The 17,847-nt window shown below is 50.1% G+C and carries 16 protein-coding genes; 1 reads left to right on the top strand and 15 read right to left on the bottom strand.

Translation table 11 applies throughout. From position 1 onward, the window contains the following. Window positions 1–52 precede the first annotated feature (52 nt). From A3EQ_RS0108265 to A3EQ_RS22130, 15 genes are all read right to left on the bottom strand, one after another. On the bottom strand, window positions 53–838 hold the full coding sequence (locus A3EQ_RS0108265; protein ID WP_020154704.1) for a two-component system regulatory protein YycI: 786 nt from the start codon (window positions 836–838) through the stop codon (window positions 53–55). Beyond that, window positions 838–2,130 carry a YycH family regulatory protein gene (locus tag A3EQ_RS0108260; RefSeq protein ID WP_020154703.1) on the bottom strand — a complete coding sequence of 431 codons (1,293 nt, stop codon included), beginning with the start codon at window positions 2,128–2,130 and terminating at the stop codon, window positions 838–840. Before A3EQ_RS0108260 ends, A3EQ_RS0108265 begins: the two co-directional genes overlap by 1 nt. Continuing rightward, window positions 2,127–3,950: a cell wall metabolism sensor histidine kinase WalK gene (gene walK, locus A3EQ_RS0108255; protein ID WP_020154702.1), complete on the bottom strand. Its 1,824-nt coding sequence runs from the start codon at window positions 3,948–3,950 to the stop codon at window positions 2,127–2,129. Before walK ends, A3EQ_RS0108260 begins: the two co-directional genes overlap by 4 nt. Before the next feature lie 9 nt (window positions 3,951–3,959). Further along, window positions 3,960–4,670 (bottom strand): response regulator YycF, encoded by a 711-nt coding sequence (gene yycF, locus A3EQ_RS0108250; protein WP_020154701.1) that lies wholly within the window; start codon window positions 4,668–4,670, stop codon window positions 3,960–3,962. 679 nt (window positions 4,671–5,349) lie between these two features. Continuing rightward, entirely contained in the window at window positions 5,350–6,690 is a 1,341-nt protein-coding gene (locus tag A3EQ_RS0108240) for a peptidoglycan DD-metalloendopeptidase family protein (protein WP_244874567.1), read from the bottom strand. 494 nt (window positions 6,691–7,184) lie between these two features. Beyond that, window positions 7,185–8,471, bottom strand: coding sequence for an adenylosuccinate synthase (locus tag A3EQ_RS0108235; RefSeq protein ID WP_020154698.1), 1,287 nt, complete (start codon window positions 8,469–8,471; stop codon window positions 7,185–7,187). Window positions 8,472–8,746: 275 nt separating this feature from the next. Then, a complete protein-coding gene (dnaB, locus tag A3EQ_RS0108225) occupies window positions 8,747–10,111 on the bottom strand; it encodes a replicative DNA helicase (RefSeq protein WP_020154696.1) in 1,365 nt (454 codons plus the stop codon). Window positions 10,112–10,287: 176 nt separating this feature from the next. After that, window positions 10,288–10,740, bottom strand: coding sequence for a 50S ribosomal protein L9 (gene rplI / locus A3EQ_RS0108220; protein ID WP_020154695.1), 453 nt, complete (start codon window positions 10,738–10,740; stop codon window positions 10,288–10,290). After that, on the bottom strand, window positions 10,737–12,707 hold the full coding sequence (locus A3EQ_RS0108215; protein ID WP_026499841.1) for a DHH family phosphoesterase: 1,971 nt from the start codon (window positions 12,705–12,707) through the stop codon (window positions 10,737–10,739). The genes rplI and A3EQ_RS0108215 overlap by 4 nt, the downstream gene beginning before the upstream one ends. 122 nt (window positions 12,708–12,829) lie before the next feature. After that, the gene (locus A3EQ_RS0108205) at window positions 12,830–13,768 is read right to left on the bottom strand and encodes a YybS family protein (RefSeq protein WP_020154692.1); all 939 of its coding nucleotides are present in this window, start codon (window positions 13,766–13,768) and stop codon (window positions 12,830–12,832) included. 230 nt (window positions 13,769–13,998) lie between these two features. Then, a complete protein-coding gene (gene rpsR / locus A3EQ_RS0108200) occupies window positions 13,999–14,235 on the bottom strand; it encodes a 30S ribosomal protein S18 (RefSeq protein WP_020154691.1) in 237 nt (78 codons plus the stop codon). Window positions 14,236–14,265: 30 nt separating this feature from the next. Beyond that, on the bottom strand, window positions 14,266–14,742 hold the full coding sequence (gene ssb / locus A3EQ_RS0108195) for a single-stranded DNA-binding protein (RefSeq protein ID WP_020154690.1): 477 nt from the start codon (window positions 14,740–14,742) through the stop codon (window positions 14,266–14,268). Between the two features lie 50 nt (window positions 14,743–14,792). Beyond that, window positions 14,793–15,080, bottom strand: coding sequence for a 30S ribosomal protein S6 (gene rpsF, locus A3EQ_RS0108190; protein ID WP_020154689.1), 288 nt, complete (start codon window positions 15,078–15,080; stop codon window positions 14,793–14,795). Window positions 15,081–15,320: 240 nt separating this feature from the next. After that, window positions 15,321–16,421 carry a redox-regulated ATPase YchF gene (gene ychF / locus A3EQ_RS0108180; RefSeq protein ID WP_020154687.1) on the bottom strand — a complete coding sequence of 367 codons (1,101 nt, stop codon included), beginning with the start codon at window positions 16,419–16,421 and terminating at the stop codon, window positions 15,321–15,323. Between the two features lie 373 nt (window positions 16,422–16,794). Continuing rightward, window positions 16,795–17,001 (bottom strand): DUF951 domain-containing protein, encoded by a 207-nt coding sequence (locus tag A3EQ_RS22130; protein WP_370741146.1) that lies wholly within the window; start codon window positions 16,999–17,001, stop codon window positions 16,795–16,797. Between the two features lie 171 nt (window positions 17,002–17,172). Between A3EQ_RS22130 and yyaC the strand changes: the two genes are divergently transcribed. Then, window positions 17,173–17,763 carry a spore protease YyaC gene (yyaC, locus tag A3EQ_RS0108170; protein ID WP_020154685.1) on the top strand — a complete coding sequence of 197 codons (591 nt, stop codon included), beginning with the start codon at window positions 17,173–17,175 and terminating at the stop codon, window positions 17,761–17,763. The last annotated feature ends 84 nt before the right edge of the window (window positions 17,764–17,847 follow it).

Here is a 17,847-nt window from a genome sequence, read left to right as displayed (position 1 = left end):
TCGTTCCTCCGAAAGGGAATCCTTCCGATGGCCGCTTTCGCCCTGCCGGGCATCACTCCAATTTTTTGCTCTCCGTTTCGGAAAAGGCGTGGCCTTCCACCGCATTGACGAACAAATCGTCCCCGCCCTCCACCGAAAACCGCCAAGTCGGGGCGAGCAGCTGGGAACTCCTTACGGGAACCAAGGTATAATAGCCGATTTCCACTTTTGTGATTTTGTTCCCGCTTCTTAACAGTCTTTTATTGTAAAGGGTGACGAGCGCTTCATAGGCGGTCAGCAGTTCCTGTTTTTTCAACTCTTTCACATGATCCAGCATCGTTTGCCGATAAGAGACGATTTCGTTATTGTTGTTCAGCGTCAAAACCAGCTGCCCGCTCGAATTTTTAAAAAAGGGGAAATTATTGTAGGTTTGGTAATAAATGATTTGATTTTCATCTTCCCTGAATTCGCCGAAGACGTACTCGCCCCCTTTATAGACGTAGTTCAACACGAATTCGTTCGCGTCCTTTTCCTGCCAGTCCTTTTTCAAGGGATAGGGATCTTTCAGGGTGCTCAAAACCGTCGTTCCCCCGGACAGATCGATATCCTGTCCCCTTAAAAAGGCCAATTCATCCTCCCGAAACATCTTTTCTTCCGCTTCCACATATGTCCCTTCCGTCGGTTCCTGGGGAAGCTCGGGAAAGGTAATCTCATCGGCCTTCAACCGTTCCTCGATGGAAGTTTCCTTGATCAAATCAAACTTGTTTTGGTTTTTTTGCATGATCAGCTGGACCCCGAGAAAAATGTTGAGAATCAAAAAGGTGATGATGAAAATCGTCTTTGCCCTGCTCCAATCCATTACCTTTCCCCTCCCAATTCTTCCTCCGTCACCGGGACAAAATGATCCTCCAGACGGTAGAACCATGAAGGGATGAATTGAATGAGGGGATCATCGCTGTTTTTCACCAATTGATACCCGATGATGATGTCATCCACATTTTCGATCTCCGGACTCTTTCTCTCCAGCAAATAATCCAGGACATCCCTTCCCGAAGACAGGGTGTACGTCCGGTTGCCCGGGTTGAAGGAAATGTCGAGGCTGAAATAGGGCCTTTGATACGAATATACCCCATTTTTCCCCGTCACTAAAGTGATCCGGCTCAGGCCGTTTTCGTTGATGGCGGGGAAATCGTCCAAATATAATTGATAGGACACTTCCCGGGAGGATTGATTGATCCCCGAGTAATAATAATGGTCGGTCCATCCGCTGTGCCCGTTGACGAATTGGATGCTTCCCTGCAGCACGTCGCTGGCGGACATGGAAGAATCCAGGGTGACCGTCGTGTTCACAAAGACGAGTTTCCTCATGTCCGGATAGTCATCGAGCACACTGGAGACGTCCGTATACCGGTTTCCGTTTCTCGTGACAAAACTCGGATCAGAAAACAGCGCGTTGATGAACAACCTCAAATCATAATATTTCGGATAGTATTGGTAATCGTTCAGACGCACTTGATTTTCAGGGACAAACAGCCGCGATCCGTCCTTTTTTTCATAGGAAAGATAAGGGATCGCCTTTTTGCGGAACCCGGAGACGGCTTCCGAAAAATCCTTCATGTGCGGGTGGCGGACCCGGCTTTTGACAAGGAATTGGAAATCCGCCGAGGAAAAATAGATAGTCCCCTCGTTTTCTTCCAGTTCCCCGGGATTGACGATCATGTACTGGAAAGTCCCCGTCGGCAGCCGCCTCGCTTCAATGTTAAACAGGGATTTCAACAAATCAAAGGGAACGATATCCGGGAACTTCAAAAACACCATTTCCTGCCGGTTTCCCTTTTGGAATAAATCTTTGTTTTGTTCCTGCTCCTGAAAATCATAGAAGGTCCATTCCCGGATTTTCTCCATCACCGGTTTGATGTGGGCGATGTTTTCCGTCCCCTCATAGGCCCCATCCTTCGTTTGGACGATGGTTTTATTGGGAAAAATCAAATCTTTGATCTCCCTTTTTTCGCTGATGTTGACTTCTTTAATGTAGTTATTCCGGCTGATGAAATCATAGTTTTGCTGGAAGGTAACCAAATTCCAGAAGAGAAGGATGCTGAGGGCCACGAGCCCCGCCAATATCCACGATTTGATCTTTTCCCAGTTCATGAAAAATCATCCTTCTGATCCCGATCATAGGGCAATGTAAAATGGATGGTCGTTCCTTTCCCTTCCGCGCTCGTCGCCCAAATTTTCCCGCCGTGGGCTTCCACCAGCTCCTTGGCGATGGCCAGCCCGAGTCCGGTCCCTCCCAGCTGACGCGAACGGGCCTTATCCACCCGGTAAAACCGCTCGAAGATCTTCTCCAGGCTTTCCTTCGGAATTCCGACCCCCTGATCGCTGATTCTCGTCTCGATATAGTTTTGAAAAAGGACGACTTTGAACGTGACTTGTCCGCCGTCGGGGGAATATTTGATGGCGTTGGAAATAATGTTGTCCAAGACCTGGGTCATCTTGTCCGCATCCACTTCCGCATAGACCGGTTGTTTCGGGAATCTGCGGACGAAAACGATGCTTTCATCCTTTGTCATTTCAAACCGGTCGATGACCCGGTTCAAAAAGCGGATGTAGTCCACCCATTCCTTGTCGAGGCGGTAATCCTTGCTGTCGATCTTCGACAATTGCAGCAGGTCGTTGACAAGCCGGATCATCCGTTCCGTTTCATTCTGGGCGACTTTTAAAAATTTCGGAGCGAGGTTCTCATCCTGCAGCGCCCCTTCCGAAAGGGCCTCCAAATAACTTTTCATCGTCGTCAGCGGAGTGCGCAATTCATGGGAAACGTTATATACGAATTCCCTCCGCTCCATTTCGATTTTTTCCTGCTCGGTGATATCGTGCAAAACGACGATCAGCCCATTTACCTTGCCCGTTTCCTTTTGGATGGTGGAATAGTTGGCCCTGAAAATTAAAGGTTTCGTTTTCGTGCCGTAATCGAGGACCAGGGAACCCTGTTCATTAAACAGGTCTTCAACGGAATATTGGTCTTCGATTCCGAGGACGGCAAGGAGCGGTTTGGATATGACGTCATCCCTGGAAATGTTCAGCATTTTTTCCGCCGATTCATTGATTAAAATGATTCTCCCCTTCCGGTCCGTCGAAATGACCCCGTCGGACATGTTGGCCAAAACCGAGGAGAGTTTCCGCTTTTCGCTTTCCGTTTTCGCCTGTTCTTCCTGGAGTTTTTTCGTCAAATAATTGAAGGTTTGGGCCAGCTGGCCGATCTCGTCCTGGCTGTAAACTTTGACTTTCCGGGAAAAGTTCCCCTTCGCCATCGCCTGGGCCTGGCTGCGCATATCCGAAAGGGGGCGGGTGATCGTCTGCGCGACAAAAATGGCCAAAATGGCGGTGATTCCCGAGGCGATCACCGTCCCCTTTACCAGCACCCCGTTGATGACCTGGATTTGGTCAAAAACCTTTTCGATCTTTCCTTCCAAATAAATTAATCCTTCCACATTGTTCCGGACCTTGATCGGCACGTAAAGGACCCATGTCCTGCCGTTATTCGGGTCGATGACCAGCTGGTCGATGTTCTCTTCCGTGGCGAAGGCGCGGGTGGCCAGGACGTCCGTCGTCCTTTGGCCAACGATGTCTTCATTGTTTTCGTCGGACGTGCCGATCACCCGCATGTTCTTGTCGATGACCCGGATTTCGTTGATGTCCGATGAAGTGTTTTCCTTCAATATCTTGTCAATGGCCAGTTCCAGGGAAAGCTGGCCGCTGTCCACCCGTTCCTTCATAAATTCCTGTTCCACGTTGTAGGTGAGGAATTTCACCCGGCTTAAAATGGATTCCTTAAAATTCTCGGTCAATTTCGTTTCCAATTCTCGAACAAAATACACGCCGATAATCTGCATGGCAATCAGGATCAAAAGAACAAAAAAGAGGATGAATTTCAAGCGTATGGAAGTGAAAAGATTCAATTTCCGCATCGTTTTCTTTTACTCCTGTTCGGGATTCCGCAAATAATAGCCGACCCCTCTTCTCGTGACCAGCCACGCCGGATGGCTCGGATTGTCCTCGATTTTTTCCCGCAAGCGGCGCACGGTGACGTCGACGGTGCGGACATCCCCGAAATAATCATAACCCCAGACCGTTTGCAGCAAATGTTCCCGCGTCATGACCTGCCCGATGTGCTTGGCCAGGTAATACAGAAGTTCAAACTCCCGGTGGGTGAGCTCGATCGGTTCCCCCCTTTTGGAGACCATGTAGGCATCGGGGTGGATCACCAGGGAACCGATGGCAAGCTCGTTGGACTCTTCCTCCTCACCGTTTGCTGCCGCCGCTTGCTGGTGCCGGCGCAAGTTCGCTTTCACCCTGGCCAAAAGTTCCCTCGTCCCGAAAGGTTTCGTCACGTAATCATCGGCGCCCAGTTCCAGCCCCAGCACCTTGTCGATTTCCGAATCTTTAGCGGTCAGCATGATGATGGGCATTTCATATTTTTTCCTCACCTCGCGGCACACTTCCATTCCGTCCTTTTCGGGCAGCATGATGTCGAGAAGGATCAGGTCCGGCTTTATTTCTTCCACCATTTTCAGCGCTTCTTCCCCGTCATAGGCGCAATAAACGTCGTAGCCTTCCTTTTTCAAATTGAACTGCAGAATATCGGCAATCGGCTTCTCGTCGTCCACAACCAGAATCTTTTTGGCCATGCCACCTTCTCCTTTCCTCGGATCCGTTTCTATCAATAATCCTTGATCTCTGAAGGGAAAAATCGAAGCTTCTTTTTTATTACTTTATCACGAATTCGTGATGCTTTGCATCTTTCCGGAAAAGAATTCTTCCTGCCAATTGTTTTCATCCCGTTCCAGGAGGAAAGGATTCTCCGGGTTCTTACCCGAACCCGGAGAAAGATTGTCGAATCCTCTCCATCAATGATTGTACAATGATTGCAAAATTATTTCCCGAGAAATAACGGGAAATCTTTGATATTTTATTCATTACGCCTTATGGCGGCGGTGGCTTTTCCTGGGAAATATTTTTTGTCGGAAAAGGAAATGGATTGACGAAGATTTTCCCGTCCATGAAGATGCGTCCCGGGGGTCCGGTTTAAGATTTCCCGAAAAAGCGCCCCGCAGCGGCCAAGGACACCGGGGGGAGATTCCTCCGTATCTCCTAGGACGGACCTCGTCTTTTCCCCGCCATCCCGATCCACTTGCCAAATCCCGCACGGGCGGATTCCGCCGTCCCGGAGGGACGGGAACAAGCCCCAAAGGCAAAACTCCGCCGGAAAAGATGTTTTCCGGCGGGAGAGATCCCCTCAAAAGAAAAAGCTGCTTAAAAGCCCGCCATGCGGCTTTTTGAAGCAGCTTATCCCTCTTCCTCTAACCTCTATCTTAAATAATTCAGCGGATTTTGCAAGGCGCCGTTTTTGTAAACTTCAAAGTGCAGGTGCACGCCGGTGGAATCCCCGGTGCTTCCCATCACGCCGATCTTCGCGCCCCGGGCCACCGTCTGCCCCACCCTGACATTGATCGAGGCCAGATGGGCGTATACGGTGCGAAAACCGTTGCGATGGTCGATGACAATTTTGTTTCCATAACCGCCGTCCCACCCCGCGGAAACGACGACGCCGTTATCGGCGGCCCGAATGATTCGGTCATAAGGTCTTGCGATATCGATTCCCTTATGGAACTGGCCCCACCGGTATCCGACGTGGCTGGATATGTAACCGCCGTTCGTCGGCCAGGCGAAATTCCCCGTGCCGCGGGAGGGAATGACCTTCGTGCCTTTACGGACGATATAAGCAACGGGCTGTTTCAAGATCTTCTCGCCCTTTTCCTTCCTGGCGATCTCCCGCCCGTTCCTTTCGCTGACGACATAGGTGACGGCCCGTTTCCCTTCGGAGCCCTCCTGGACGACTTTCGTATCCCCTTTGTACATGGAGGAATCTTCGATGACCTTCCGTTCATACGGAATCTTTTCTTCAGCATACACTTCTTTTTCAACGACAACATCCAAATAGGGCTTTTTCACCGTTACGTTCAGCTGATCGCCGATTTGCAGCAGGGTATCTTCCTTGATTCCCGGATTCAATTCCAGCAGCTGTTTTAATTTCAAACCGTGCTTTTCGGCGATCGTCCCTAAAACATCGCCTTCCTGTACGGTGTATTTCCGTTCCTCCAAGGTTCCTTTTTGCAACAGCTTCACGGTGTCATCCACCGAAAGGACCTGTTCGGGTTTCACTTTTTCCAAAGAAACTGTAACATTTCTCGAAAGTTTGACGTCTAATAAGCGGCTTTCACCTTTTTTCAATGCGGGCAAAGGCCCTTTCGCGTTTTTCAACTTTTCGATCTTTTCCAAATCTTCTTTGGACACATACTGCAATTTCAATTTTTCAATGGCTTCGTCGACCTTTTCCAAATTTTCCAAATAAGAGACGATTTTTCCGTCGATTTTCAAGGCAACGGCTTCCACTTGGATTTGATATTCTTTGTCAATTTCGGACAAAACCTCTTCGTTCTCTACGGCAGTGTTACGGAAAATCTGCTCCGGAACGAAGGCCACTTCATCCGTCTTGTAGGTGAAATCGAAGCCTTTGTACTTCTCCTTGATCTTTTCCATCTTTTCGTTGATGAACGCTTCCACCCGGTCCTTGTCGGAAACGGCGCCCAAATAATGATCATTGACGTAAACGTGATAGATCGTTTTTAGTTTTGTGACTTTATTCATGTCGTTCGCTGCAGCAAAAGAGGTATGTATGGAAATCGTGGACATGACAATTGTCGCGATGAGGGTTTTTTTCGCGGTACTGGCAGATTGGGCACGAATCCTTTCCGCTCTTTCAGTTATTTTGGAGATGTTCTCCAGAAGGTGAAAACCCATTCTTTTTCCTCCCAAAATAATCTGAAACTCTCTAAAAATACTGTTTTTTTAAATGTACCACAAATTCCTTCCGTACAGCTTGTTCGTTTTCATTTTGTAAAGCAAATGTATAATTATAACCATATTTTTACAAAATCCGGCCTGCGTGACGATTTATTGTTTCTATTTTCCCAGTTTCAATGTTTAATAACCGTTCCTTCTCGCCTTTTATCTTTTCACGGAGGATAAAAATATTACATTTATATTACATTTTGTTTCCTTTCTTTACATGAATATATTTTCTTTATTAATTTCCATAAAAAACTGCCCGGTGTGAACCATGCACCAGGCAGTTTTTCCCTTTATTTGAAGATTTTTTTTACAACATTCGTCTGAGCCCGGTCGGGGCCTGTCGAAAAAATGGCCAAGGGAATGCCGGTTAATTCCGAAATGCGTTCGATATATCTTCTCGCGTTTTCCGGCAGTTCTTCCAAGGAACGGCATCCGGACAGATCTTCCGTCCAGCCGGGAAGTTCTTCGTATACCGGTTCGCATTCCGACAGCTGTTTCAGGCTCGCCGGAAATTCGTCCATTCGCCGCCCTTTGTATTCATAGGCCACGGCGATTTTTACGGGATCAATGCCGGTCAGGACGTCGACGGAATTCAAAGACAATGCGGTAATGCCGTTCACCCTTTTCGCATGCTTTACGACGACGCAGTCAAACCAGCCGATCCTTCTCGGCCTTCCCGTTGTCGTCCCGTATTCCCGTCCCGCCTCGCGAATGGCCTCGGCCGTCTTTCCGGTGATCTCCGTCGGAAAAGGGCCCTCTCCCACCCTGGTCGTGTAGGCTTTTGCCACGCCAACCACTTCATTGATTTTGCCGGGCCCGACCCCGGCGCCGGCCGCCGCCCCGGCCGCCACCGGATTTGAGGAGGTGACATAGGGATAGGTCCCGTGGTCGATATCCAGCATCGTGCCTTGGGCCCCTTCAAAAAGAACCCGTTTTCCCTTTTCCATCTCCTCATTGATCAATTTGGAGGTGTCACAAACATATTCTTTCAGTTTTTGTCCGTATTCGTAATATTCTTCAAAGACCTCTCGCAAGGAGAACCCTTCGGCGCCGTATAATCTTTCGAGCAGCCGGTTTTTGGCCTCGATTTGCCGGCTCAGCTTTTCATAGAAGGTTTCTTTGTCCAGCAGGTCGATCATCCGGATTCCGTTGCGGGAAATTTTGTCCGTGTATGCGGGCCCGATCCCTTTTTTTGTCGTTCCGACTTGGGATGCGCCCTTGCTTTTTTCTTCCAGTTCATCCAAAAGAAGATGGTAAGGCATGATCAGATGGGCCCGATTGCTGATCCGCAGCCGGTTCGCCGGAATATTTTCCTTCTTGAGATATTCCAGCTCATTGATCAATGTTTTCGGATTGATGACAACCCCGTTGCCGATGACGCATAATTTGTCGGGATAACAAATCCCCGAAGGAATGAGGTGAAGCTTCAAGGTTTTTCCCTGAAACCGGATCGTATGGCCCGCATTGTCCCCGCCCTGATAACGGACGATGACATCGGCCCTTTCCGCCAAAAAATCGGTAATCTTTCCCTTTCCTTCATCGCCCCATTGGGTTCCGACAACGACGACTGAAGTCATTTTTGCACCCCTTCAAAATTTTAAATTTCCAAGCGCCCTTTCACGGTCCGGCGTTCCTTCCTTCCGATAAACGGGAGATTTTTCCGCGGCCTTGCAAGGCATTTTTTCGGATCCTCTCGACATGAATAGTTTACCACCCGCCCCGGGAAAGTCAATATCACAAACGAACAATATATGGATATTATGGGTCAAATGTTCGTATTTATTCGACGGCGGTCCGGGTTCTGCCGGCCAAAAACAAAAAACCCGTTGGAAAAATCCAACGGATGTATGCATTAAGCCCCCGGGGGAATGGAGGCCTCCTCATAACGGCGGTCGAGGTTGACGAACTTATTGTATTCCTTGGCGAAGGCCAATTGGATGGTGCCGACCGGACCGTTTCTCTGCTTGGCGATGATGATCTCGATGATATTTTTATTTTCGGAATCCTTGTTGTAATAATCGTCCCGGTACAGGAAGGCGACAATATCCGCGTCTTGCTCGATGCTTCCCGACTCCCGGATGTCCGACATCATCGGACGTTTGTCCTGCCGCTGTTCGACTCCCCTGGACAACTGGGAAAGGGCGATGACGGGCACTTCCAGTTCCCGGGCAAGGGCCTTCAACGACCGGGAGATTTCCGAGACTTCCTGTTGGCGGTTTTCCTTGACCCGCCCGCTGCCCTGGATCAATTGCAAATAGTCGATGATCACCAGGCCCAAGCCGTGTTCCTGCTTCAACCGGCGGCATTTGGCCCGGATTTCGGAAACCCGGATCGCCGGGGTGTCATCGATAAAAATTCCCGCATTGGACAAGCTCCCCATCGCCATGGTCAATTTTTTCCAATCTTCGTCCGTCAGCCGGCCCGTCCGCAAATTTTGCGAATTGATGTTGCCTTCCGAGCAGAGCATCCGCATCACCAGCTGCTCCGCCCCCATTTCCAACGAAAATATCGCCACATTTTCATCCGTTTTCGTCGCCACGTTTTGGGCGATATTGAGGGCGAAGGCGGTCTTCCCGACCGACGGCCTGGCGGCGACGATGATCAAATCGTTTTTTTGCAGCCCCGCCGTCATCCGGTCCAATTCGATAAACCCGGTCGGGATCCCGGTGATGTCCCCTTTCCGGTTATGCAGTTTTTCGATTTTATCGTAGGTGCGGACGAGCACGTCCCGTATATTTTGAAAGGAGCCGACATTCCTCCGTTGGGAAACTTCGAGGATCCTTCGTTCCGCATCGGCCAGCAGATCTTCCACATCGTCTTCCCGGGTGTATCCTTCCTGGGCGATCGTCGATGCGGCGCGGATCAGCCGGCGCAGCAAGGACTTTTCCTGGACGATCCCGGCGTAGTAATCGATGTTTGCCGCGGTGGGGACGGAAGCGGCCAAATCGGTCAGATAGGATACCCCGCCGGCCGCTTCCAGCTGTTTGGCGGCGGCCAGTTCTTCGGTGACGGTAATGATATCGACAGCCTTCCCCTGGTCATGGAGCTTGAGCATGGTCTGAAAGATGATTTGGTGGGCGGTGCGGTAAAAATCTTCGGGAAGCAGCCGTTCCGCGGCAATATGGATGGACTCCGGCTCGAGGAAGATGGCCCCCAAAACGGCTTGCTCCGCTTCTATGTTTTGAGGAGGTGTGCGGTCGATTAAAAGATCGTTCATTTCTCAGGCTACCCCCGTGCATCCATGGTATTCGGAACCGGTTTTATTGCGAAGTAAACAAATGACGTTTTTCAGCCCGTCGAATCCACTTATTCGAAACCGGCCTTTTTGCGAAGTAATTTTTGTATGCCCAAGAACCCCTTGCAGCCATAAGGCATCCGGAACCGGTCCGTCCCTTATTCGCTTTCTTCCCGGATATGGATCTTCAGTTCGGCCGTCACCTGGGGATGGAGCTTGACCGGAACCTTTGTATAGCCTAAAGAACGGATCGGTTCCTTTAAATCGATCTTCCTTTTATCGATTTTGATCCCCTTTTCCCCTTCCAAATGCTCTGCAATCTGTTTGGAGGTGATGGAGCCGAACAACCTTCCGCCTTCGCCCGCCTTCGCCTTCAATTCCACCGTGAGCTTCTCCAAGGTTTCTTTTAATTTTTTCGCTTCTTCCAATTCCTGTTCAGCCAATTTTTGCTCTTTCCTCTTTTTCGCTTCCCATGTTTTCAGATTCGCTTCCGTCGCTTCAACGGCCAGCCCGTTTTTAATGAGGTAGTTTTGGGCGTAGCCGTCCGCCACGTTTTTCACTTCTCCCTTTTTTCCTTTGCCTTTCACGTCTTTCAAAAAAATGACCTTCATTCCTGCTTTCCCCCTTCAAAATAATCATCGATCGCTTTCAGCAGCATTTTTTCCGCTTCGTCCACGGAAACATCGTGGAGTTGGGTGGCCGCGTTCGTCAAGTGGCCCCCGCCGTCCAGCTGTTCCATGATAAGCTGCACATTGATTTTTCCGAGGGAACGGGCGCTGATGGCAACCGTTTGATCGGACCGTTCGGAAATGACAAAGGACGCGTCCACATCTTCCATCATCAGCAGCGTATCGGCGGTCTGGGCGATCAGAACCTGGCTGTATCGTACGGAAGGATCCCCTTTGGCCACGGCGATGCCCCGGGGGTAAAACTTGGCCTTTTCGATCAATCTCGCCCGTTTCAAATACGATTCCACGTCTTCTTTAAAGTATTTCTGGACCAGGATCGTATCGGCACCCTTCGAGCGGAGAAAGGAAGCGGCGTCGAAGGTCCTTGATCCCGTCCTCAAGGTAAAGCTCTTCGTATCGACGATAATCCCCGCCAACAGGGCCGTCGCTTCCAGCATTTCGATTTTCGGATTGGGCTGGTATTCCAAAATTTCGGTAACCAGTTCCGAAGTGGATGAGGCATAAGGTTCCATATAGACGAGCAACGGATTTTTGAAAAATTCCTCGCTTCTCCGGTGGTGGTCGATGACGACGATCCTGTCGATCCGGTGGGCCAGTTTTTCTTCGATGACAAGGGACGGTTTATGGGTGTCGACAACGATCAAAAGGGATTTTTGCTCGATGATGTCCAGCGCCCTCTCGGGAGAAATCAGCCTGGGCCCGAGCTCGGGATGCTGTTTGATGTCCGCCAGCAATTTTCGCACGCCCGAATCGATTTTCTGTTCATCTAGTATAACATATGCTTCCTTATTATTCATGCGGGCAATATTTAACAGACCGATGGATGCCCCCATGGCGTCCATGTCGGGGTATTTGTGGCCCATAATGAAGATGCGCGAACTTTCCAGGATCAATTCCCGCAAGGCGTGGGAAATGACCCGCGCCCTTACCCGCGTCCGCTTCTCCATCGGATTCGTTTTTCCCCCGTAAAACTTCACCCGACCGTTGGGAAGTTTGATCGCCGCTTGATCCCCGCCCCGTCCGAGGGCCAAGTCCAGACTTGACTGGGCGAGCACCCCCAATTCGGGCAGGGAGGAAACGCCGGAACCGATGCCGATGCTTAATGTGATGGGGGTTTTGTTTTTGGAAGTGGATTCCCTTACGAAGTCCAGGATGGAAAATTTGTTTTCCTCCAGGTTCGCCAGGATCTTTTCGTTAAGAAAGGCGACATAGCGGTCGGAGGAAACCCGTTTCAGGAAAACACCCTGATCCTGGGCCCATTCATTCAACAAGGAAGCGATCCGGTTGTTTAAGCTTCCCCGTTCCTGGTCATCCATCGCCTGGGTGACTTCATCGTAATTGTCCAAAAAGATGATGCCGATGACCGGCTTTTCTTCCTGGTACATTTTTTCCAGGGCAGCCTGTTCGGTGATATCGAAGAAGTAAAGCAGCCTTTCTTCCTTTTTATAAATCACCTTATACTTCCGGCCCGATAAATCAACCGTTCCCGTTTCCTCTTCTTTTTTCAGGAGCGGGATCAAATCGTCCGCCACGTCATACAGCGAACGGCCCACCAAAGATTCTTCCTTGAAGCAGGAAGCCATGTACGGATTCGCCCATTCGATATCGTAATCGTCGTTAATCAGCAGGATGCCGATCGGCATTTCCAGCAAGGCTTCCTCGCCGACTTTTTTCAGTCGGTAGGAAAGCACGGAAATATATTCTTCCACTTCTTTCCGGTACCATCTGTCCCGTTTCAGCAGAAGATATGCGAAAAGGAGATACAGGATGAACCCTGCGGCGCTGACTGCCCATCGGTCGAAGGCGAAGAAAAGGAAAAAACTGAACATCGCCAGGGACTGGGCGAAAATCAGCATGCGAATTTGGCTTTTTCGTAATAATGAAGGCATATGTTCCAACTCCTAAAATGCTTTCAAAAGAGATAAAAGGAATCCGGCGATCGATTTTGCCGGCAGACGGCCTCCCTTCGTCTTTTGCCGGCCTTCGGCCCGAGAGGCCGCCATTCCTCCCGTCACCTCTGCGGTCTGATTTTCGACCGCAAATCGAATCCGAGATCCATGATCCCCACAATGCGCAGAATCAACAAAAACAAGGGATTTAAAAGGCAAAGGATCGTCAATACCGCCGGGACGGCCTTGGATACTTTCCGCGCATGAAAGAAAAAGAAAAGAAAGGCGGCGCCCTGTACGGTAAAAACCAATTGCAAGATGTATGAAAGGTTCGTTACCGCCTGATAAAGAAAAGAACTTGCATCCGTCTCCACAAAAAGGGAAAGGACCAGTACGGCCAAATAATACCAGATGATGCTTTTCGGGAAGCTCAATTCCCGGAAGGGAACGGCCTTAGGGATCTCGATTCCCATCCTTCGGACCGCCGGAAAAGAAACCCATTGGATGATCAGCACCATGGCCGCCGAAATGATGACGAAAAAGGAAGGAAGAAGCACCGAAAACAATTGGGACAATTGCAGAAGCTGGTCGTATTGGGCATCATCCATATTCTGTCCCGTTGCCCGCATGATTTTCTCCGTCATTTCCACCGATTCGTCGATCATATCCTTCATTTCCTCAATCGCATTCCAATGGAAGAAAACGGCCGCGGCCGCGTATTGGGCGATGAGATTCAATAAAAACGCAAGCACGGAACAGGCAAAGATGACGCCGCGCCCCTTTTTCGCATGGATCGTCCAGCCGGCAACCGTACCGGTCAAGCCGAACAGGACAGTGACCGGAAGGGACGCAAATGAACCGATCATAAAGGATACCGCGAGGGATCCGAGGAAAAAGAATCCCCCGAATTTCCAGCCGTACTTCGCCGTCAAATAGATGAAAGGAACCGCAGAGAAAAAAGTTGCGATCGTCCCGACCACGGGGAGATAGACAAACAGGAAGACAAGCAAAGCGTAAAAGGCCAAACATAAGGCGCCTTCGGCAATCTGTTTCGTTTTCACTGGAACACCTCATTTATCTATCCGGCAGAAAAATCTTTTTCAATGAAAGTGACTGAAAAGGAGTATGTTTTTTATTTTATCGATATTATTATACTCCTTCAAGCTCATTATGGAATGCCCTTTCCCATTTCCATTCCGGCGGGTTTCCACATTTTCGGCAAATGAAAAAGCTGACTCTTGATCAAGTGGAGTCAGCTTGGTTCCAAACGGCTCGGACGCCGTTCCACGGATTATTTGTCATCCGCAACATACGGAAGAAGCGCCATTTGCCGTGCCCTTTTGATGGCTTTCGTCAGCATTCTTTGATATTTCGCGCTCGTTCCGGTCACACGGCGGGGCAAGATCTTTCCCCGTTCGGAAATGAATTTCTTCAAAAGATCGACGTCTTTATAGTCAATGTAGGTGATTCCGTTCGCCGTAAAATAGCAAACCTTTTTCCGTTTCGCGCGCGCTTTTCGGGCTGCCATGCTCTGTTCACCCCTTTTCTCAGGATTGTTTTAGAACGGCAAATCATCGTCGGAAACATCGATGGGTTCGCCGTCATCAAAAAACGGCTCATCGTTTCGAAACGGGTCATCCGAAGGCTTGGGTTGATTCTGACTGGAACCGAACGGGTCGCCAAAGCTTTGCGAGCTTTCCCGGCTTGCGGAAACGGCTCTCGGCTCCAAAAATTGCACGCTGTCCGCCACAACTTCCGTCACATACACTCTCCTGCCGTCTTGCGCTTCGTAATTTCTTGTCTGCAGCCGGCCGTCGACGCCCGCCAAACTTCCTTTTTTCAAATAGTTGGCGACGTTTTCCGCCTGCTTTCTCCAGACGACGCAATTAATAAAATCCGTTTCCCTGTCTCCTTGCCGGTTCGTGTATGTCCGGTTCACGGCCAGGGTGAAAGTAGCCACGGGAATCCCGTTGGGCGTATAGCGCAGATCGGGATCCTTCGTCAGCCGCCCGACAAGAACAACCCGGTTCAACATCAGAATCAACTCCTTCCTTCGGAATGTTCCACGTGAAACATTTGCGGATCTCAGTCTTCCAGTTTAACGATCATGTGCCGAATGATGTCATCGTTAATTTTCGCCAGCCGATCGAATTCTTGAACGGCTTTCGGTTCCGACCTGAGATTGATAAGGTGGTAAATGCCGTCCCGGTATTTTTTGATTTCATAAGCCAGGCGGCGTCTTCCCCATTCTTTGGATTCAATGATTTCGGCGCCGTTTTCTTTCAAAACGTTGTCAAAACGTTCAACGAGCGTCTTTTTCCCTTCCTCATCAATATCCGGACGGATGATGTACAAAATCTCGTATTTTCTCACGGACGTTCACCTCCTTTTGGACATAAGGCTCTTATAAAAAGAGCAAGGAGCAATATCTCATTACTCACGATTAACCATTATATCATATTGTTCCCGGGTATACAACATTTCGCGGCGGCCCATGAAAAGATCGGCCGAAAATTTTGCCGCCATACGCCCCCGCCCCGAGCCTTGGATTGATTTTTTCATGTCAACTTTTCCGGGGTTGACATTTTCAGGGGATGTTCCGCGGTGACATTTTCAAACGTTAAAACGGAAATGGATAATGTCCCCGTCCTGAACGAGGTAATCCTTTCCTTCCAGCCGGACTTTTCCCGCTTCCCTGGCGGCAGCCATCGATCCGCAGGCCATCAAGTCTTCATAGGAGACGGTTTCCGCCCGGATAAAGCCCTTTTCGAAATCGGAATGGATGATGCCGGCGCACTGGGGGGCTGTCATCCCCTTTTTGAAGGTCCACGCCCTTACCTCCGGGGCACCTGCCGTGAAGAAGGTGGCCAACCCCAGCAAATGATAGGCCTTTTGAATCATCTGGTCCAAACCGGACTGCTCAATGCCCAGCTCCTTTAAAAAGGATGATTTTTCTTCACCGTCCAATTCGGCGATTTCCGCCTCGATCTTTGCGCAGATGACGACAACTTCGGCGTGATCCTTTTCCGCGTAAGCCTTCACTTGCCGGACATACTCGTTTCCGTCGGAATCCAACAGATCATCTTCGCCGACGTTGGCCACGTACAAGACCGGCTTTATCGTCAGCAATTGGTAGCCCTTCACGATTTTCAGCTGTTCTTCATTGAATTCGATCGTCCTGGCGGGCAGCTCCTTTTCGAAGGCGTCTTTCAGCATGGACAACACTTCAAATTCCGCCATCGCCTTTTTGTCCTTTTGTTTCGCCAGCTTTTCCACTTTGGCGATCCTTTTGTCGACCAGTTCCAGATCGGCCAATATCAGTTCCAGATTGATCGTTTCGATGTCGGAAACGGGATCGACCTTTCCGGAAACATGGGTGATGTTCTCGTCATCAAAACAGCGGACGACATGGCAGATGGCATCCACTTGGCGAATGTGGGAAAGGAATTTGTTCCCCAGTCCTTCCCCCTTGCTCGCGCCTTTCACAATGCCGGCAATATCGGTAAATTCGAAGGTTGTGGGGACCTTTCTTTGCGGCTGGAACATTTCAGCCAGCTTGTCCAGCCTCCGGTCCGGGACTTCAACGATCCCGACATTGGGATCGATCGTACAGAAAGGATAATTGGCCGCTTCCGCACCGGCCTGGGTAATGGCATTAAAAAGGGTCGATTTCCCCACATTCGGCAAACCGACGATCCCCGCTGTCAATCCCATCATGATTCACTCCTATCCGAACCTCAATAAACATGAAAAAGAGCACCTGCAAACGGTCTTTACCCATTATAGTTAGTCCATGGAAAAATTACAAGAGCCGCGGAGCTTGCCGGTAGCCGGTCCGTCCCCGCGCGGGACAAGGCAGCCTATTCCGGGAAGGGGAAACGGCGGTCCGGGTCAAAGGGACGTTCATGCCGGTTTGGCTCCGGATGGACGAAGGGTCCTCAGAAAAGAAAACCGGCGGCTTTTCCGATCAACAAATTTCCGGGCGCCATCCGAACCGCCCGGCATACGGCCCTCCATCAAGGCTGCCGAGCAGGGCCGCCGTTCCTTTCAATAATTGCGGAACGGACGAATCCGGGACCGAGGGGGATTATTCGGCTTCGGATTCGGGTCCCAGCACCTTTTTCAATTTCCTTGTAAATTCCTTTCTCGGCATTAAAACGCTGTGTTGGCAGCCCATACATTTGATCCGGATGTCCATGCCCATCCGGATGATTTTCCAACGATTCGTTCCGCACGGATGAGGTTTTTTCATTTCCACTATGTCATTCAGTTCGAACGTTTTTTCTTCCAAAATGATTCCCTCCCCGTCTTTTCTAGAACAGAAGTTTCATTTTTAGTTTACAATTAATCGGTTCATTTATAAAGAAACGCCCGGCCCTTTAAAAAACGTCCGTTTTCTCGTATAAAAACCGCCCGCCGTTACTAAACTAGTAATACTGGATCCAAGAAGGCCGGAGGTCATGCCATGAAAATCTTACCGAATCGAAAAGAAGACCGGGCAAACATTTACTGGAACGAGTCCTTCTCGTCGCGAAAGATCGCCGAACTCCTTTTTTCCCTTTTGCCGAAAGAAAGATCCGTCCCGATCGTCCTTTTTTGCATCGGCACCGACCGTTCCACGGGTGACTCGCTGGGTCCCCTCGTCGGCACCCACCTGCTGGAAAAAACGCTGCCGGAAAACTTCCACGTGTTCGGCACGCTGGAAGATCCGGTCCATGCGGTCAATTTAAAGGAAAAGCTGGAGGAAGTGAACCGGGCGTTGGCCCAGCCTTTCATCATCGCCGTCGATGCATGTTTGGGGCGTCCGGAGAACGTCGGGACCATTTCCGTCAAACCCGGGCCTTTGAAGCCCGGGGCCGCCATGCAAAAGGATCTGCCTTTCGTCGGCCATTCGCATATTACCGGGATCGTAAACGCCGGAGGGCTGATGGAATTTTTCATCTTGCAAAATACCCGGCTGTATCTGGTCATGGCGCTGGCGAAAACGATAACGGAAGGGATTTATCAGGCGGGTTTGTTCTACCAATCCCGGATCGAAGGAAGAAAGGCGGAGTGATTTCCGCAAGCGGAAATCGGAGACGCGATAAAAAGGGCGCTTCCGCACGCGGCCGGTGTTTCCCTGCCGCGGCTGACGTCCGGA

It is taken from the genome of Caldibacillus debilis DSM 16016 (assembly GCF_000383875.1).
GTDB classification, from domain to species: domain Bacteria; phylum Bacillota; class Bacilli; order Bacillales; family Caldibacillaceae; genus Caldibacillus; species Caldibacillus debilis.
The sequence above is the reverse complement of the archived record's forward strand: the minus strand, read 5'-3'. Positions and strand labels throughout refer to the sequence as shown.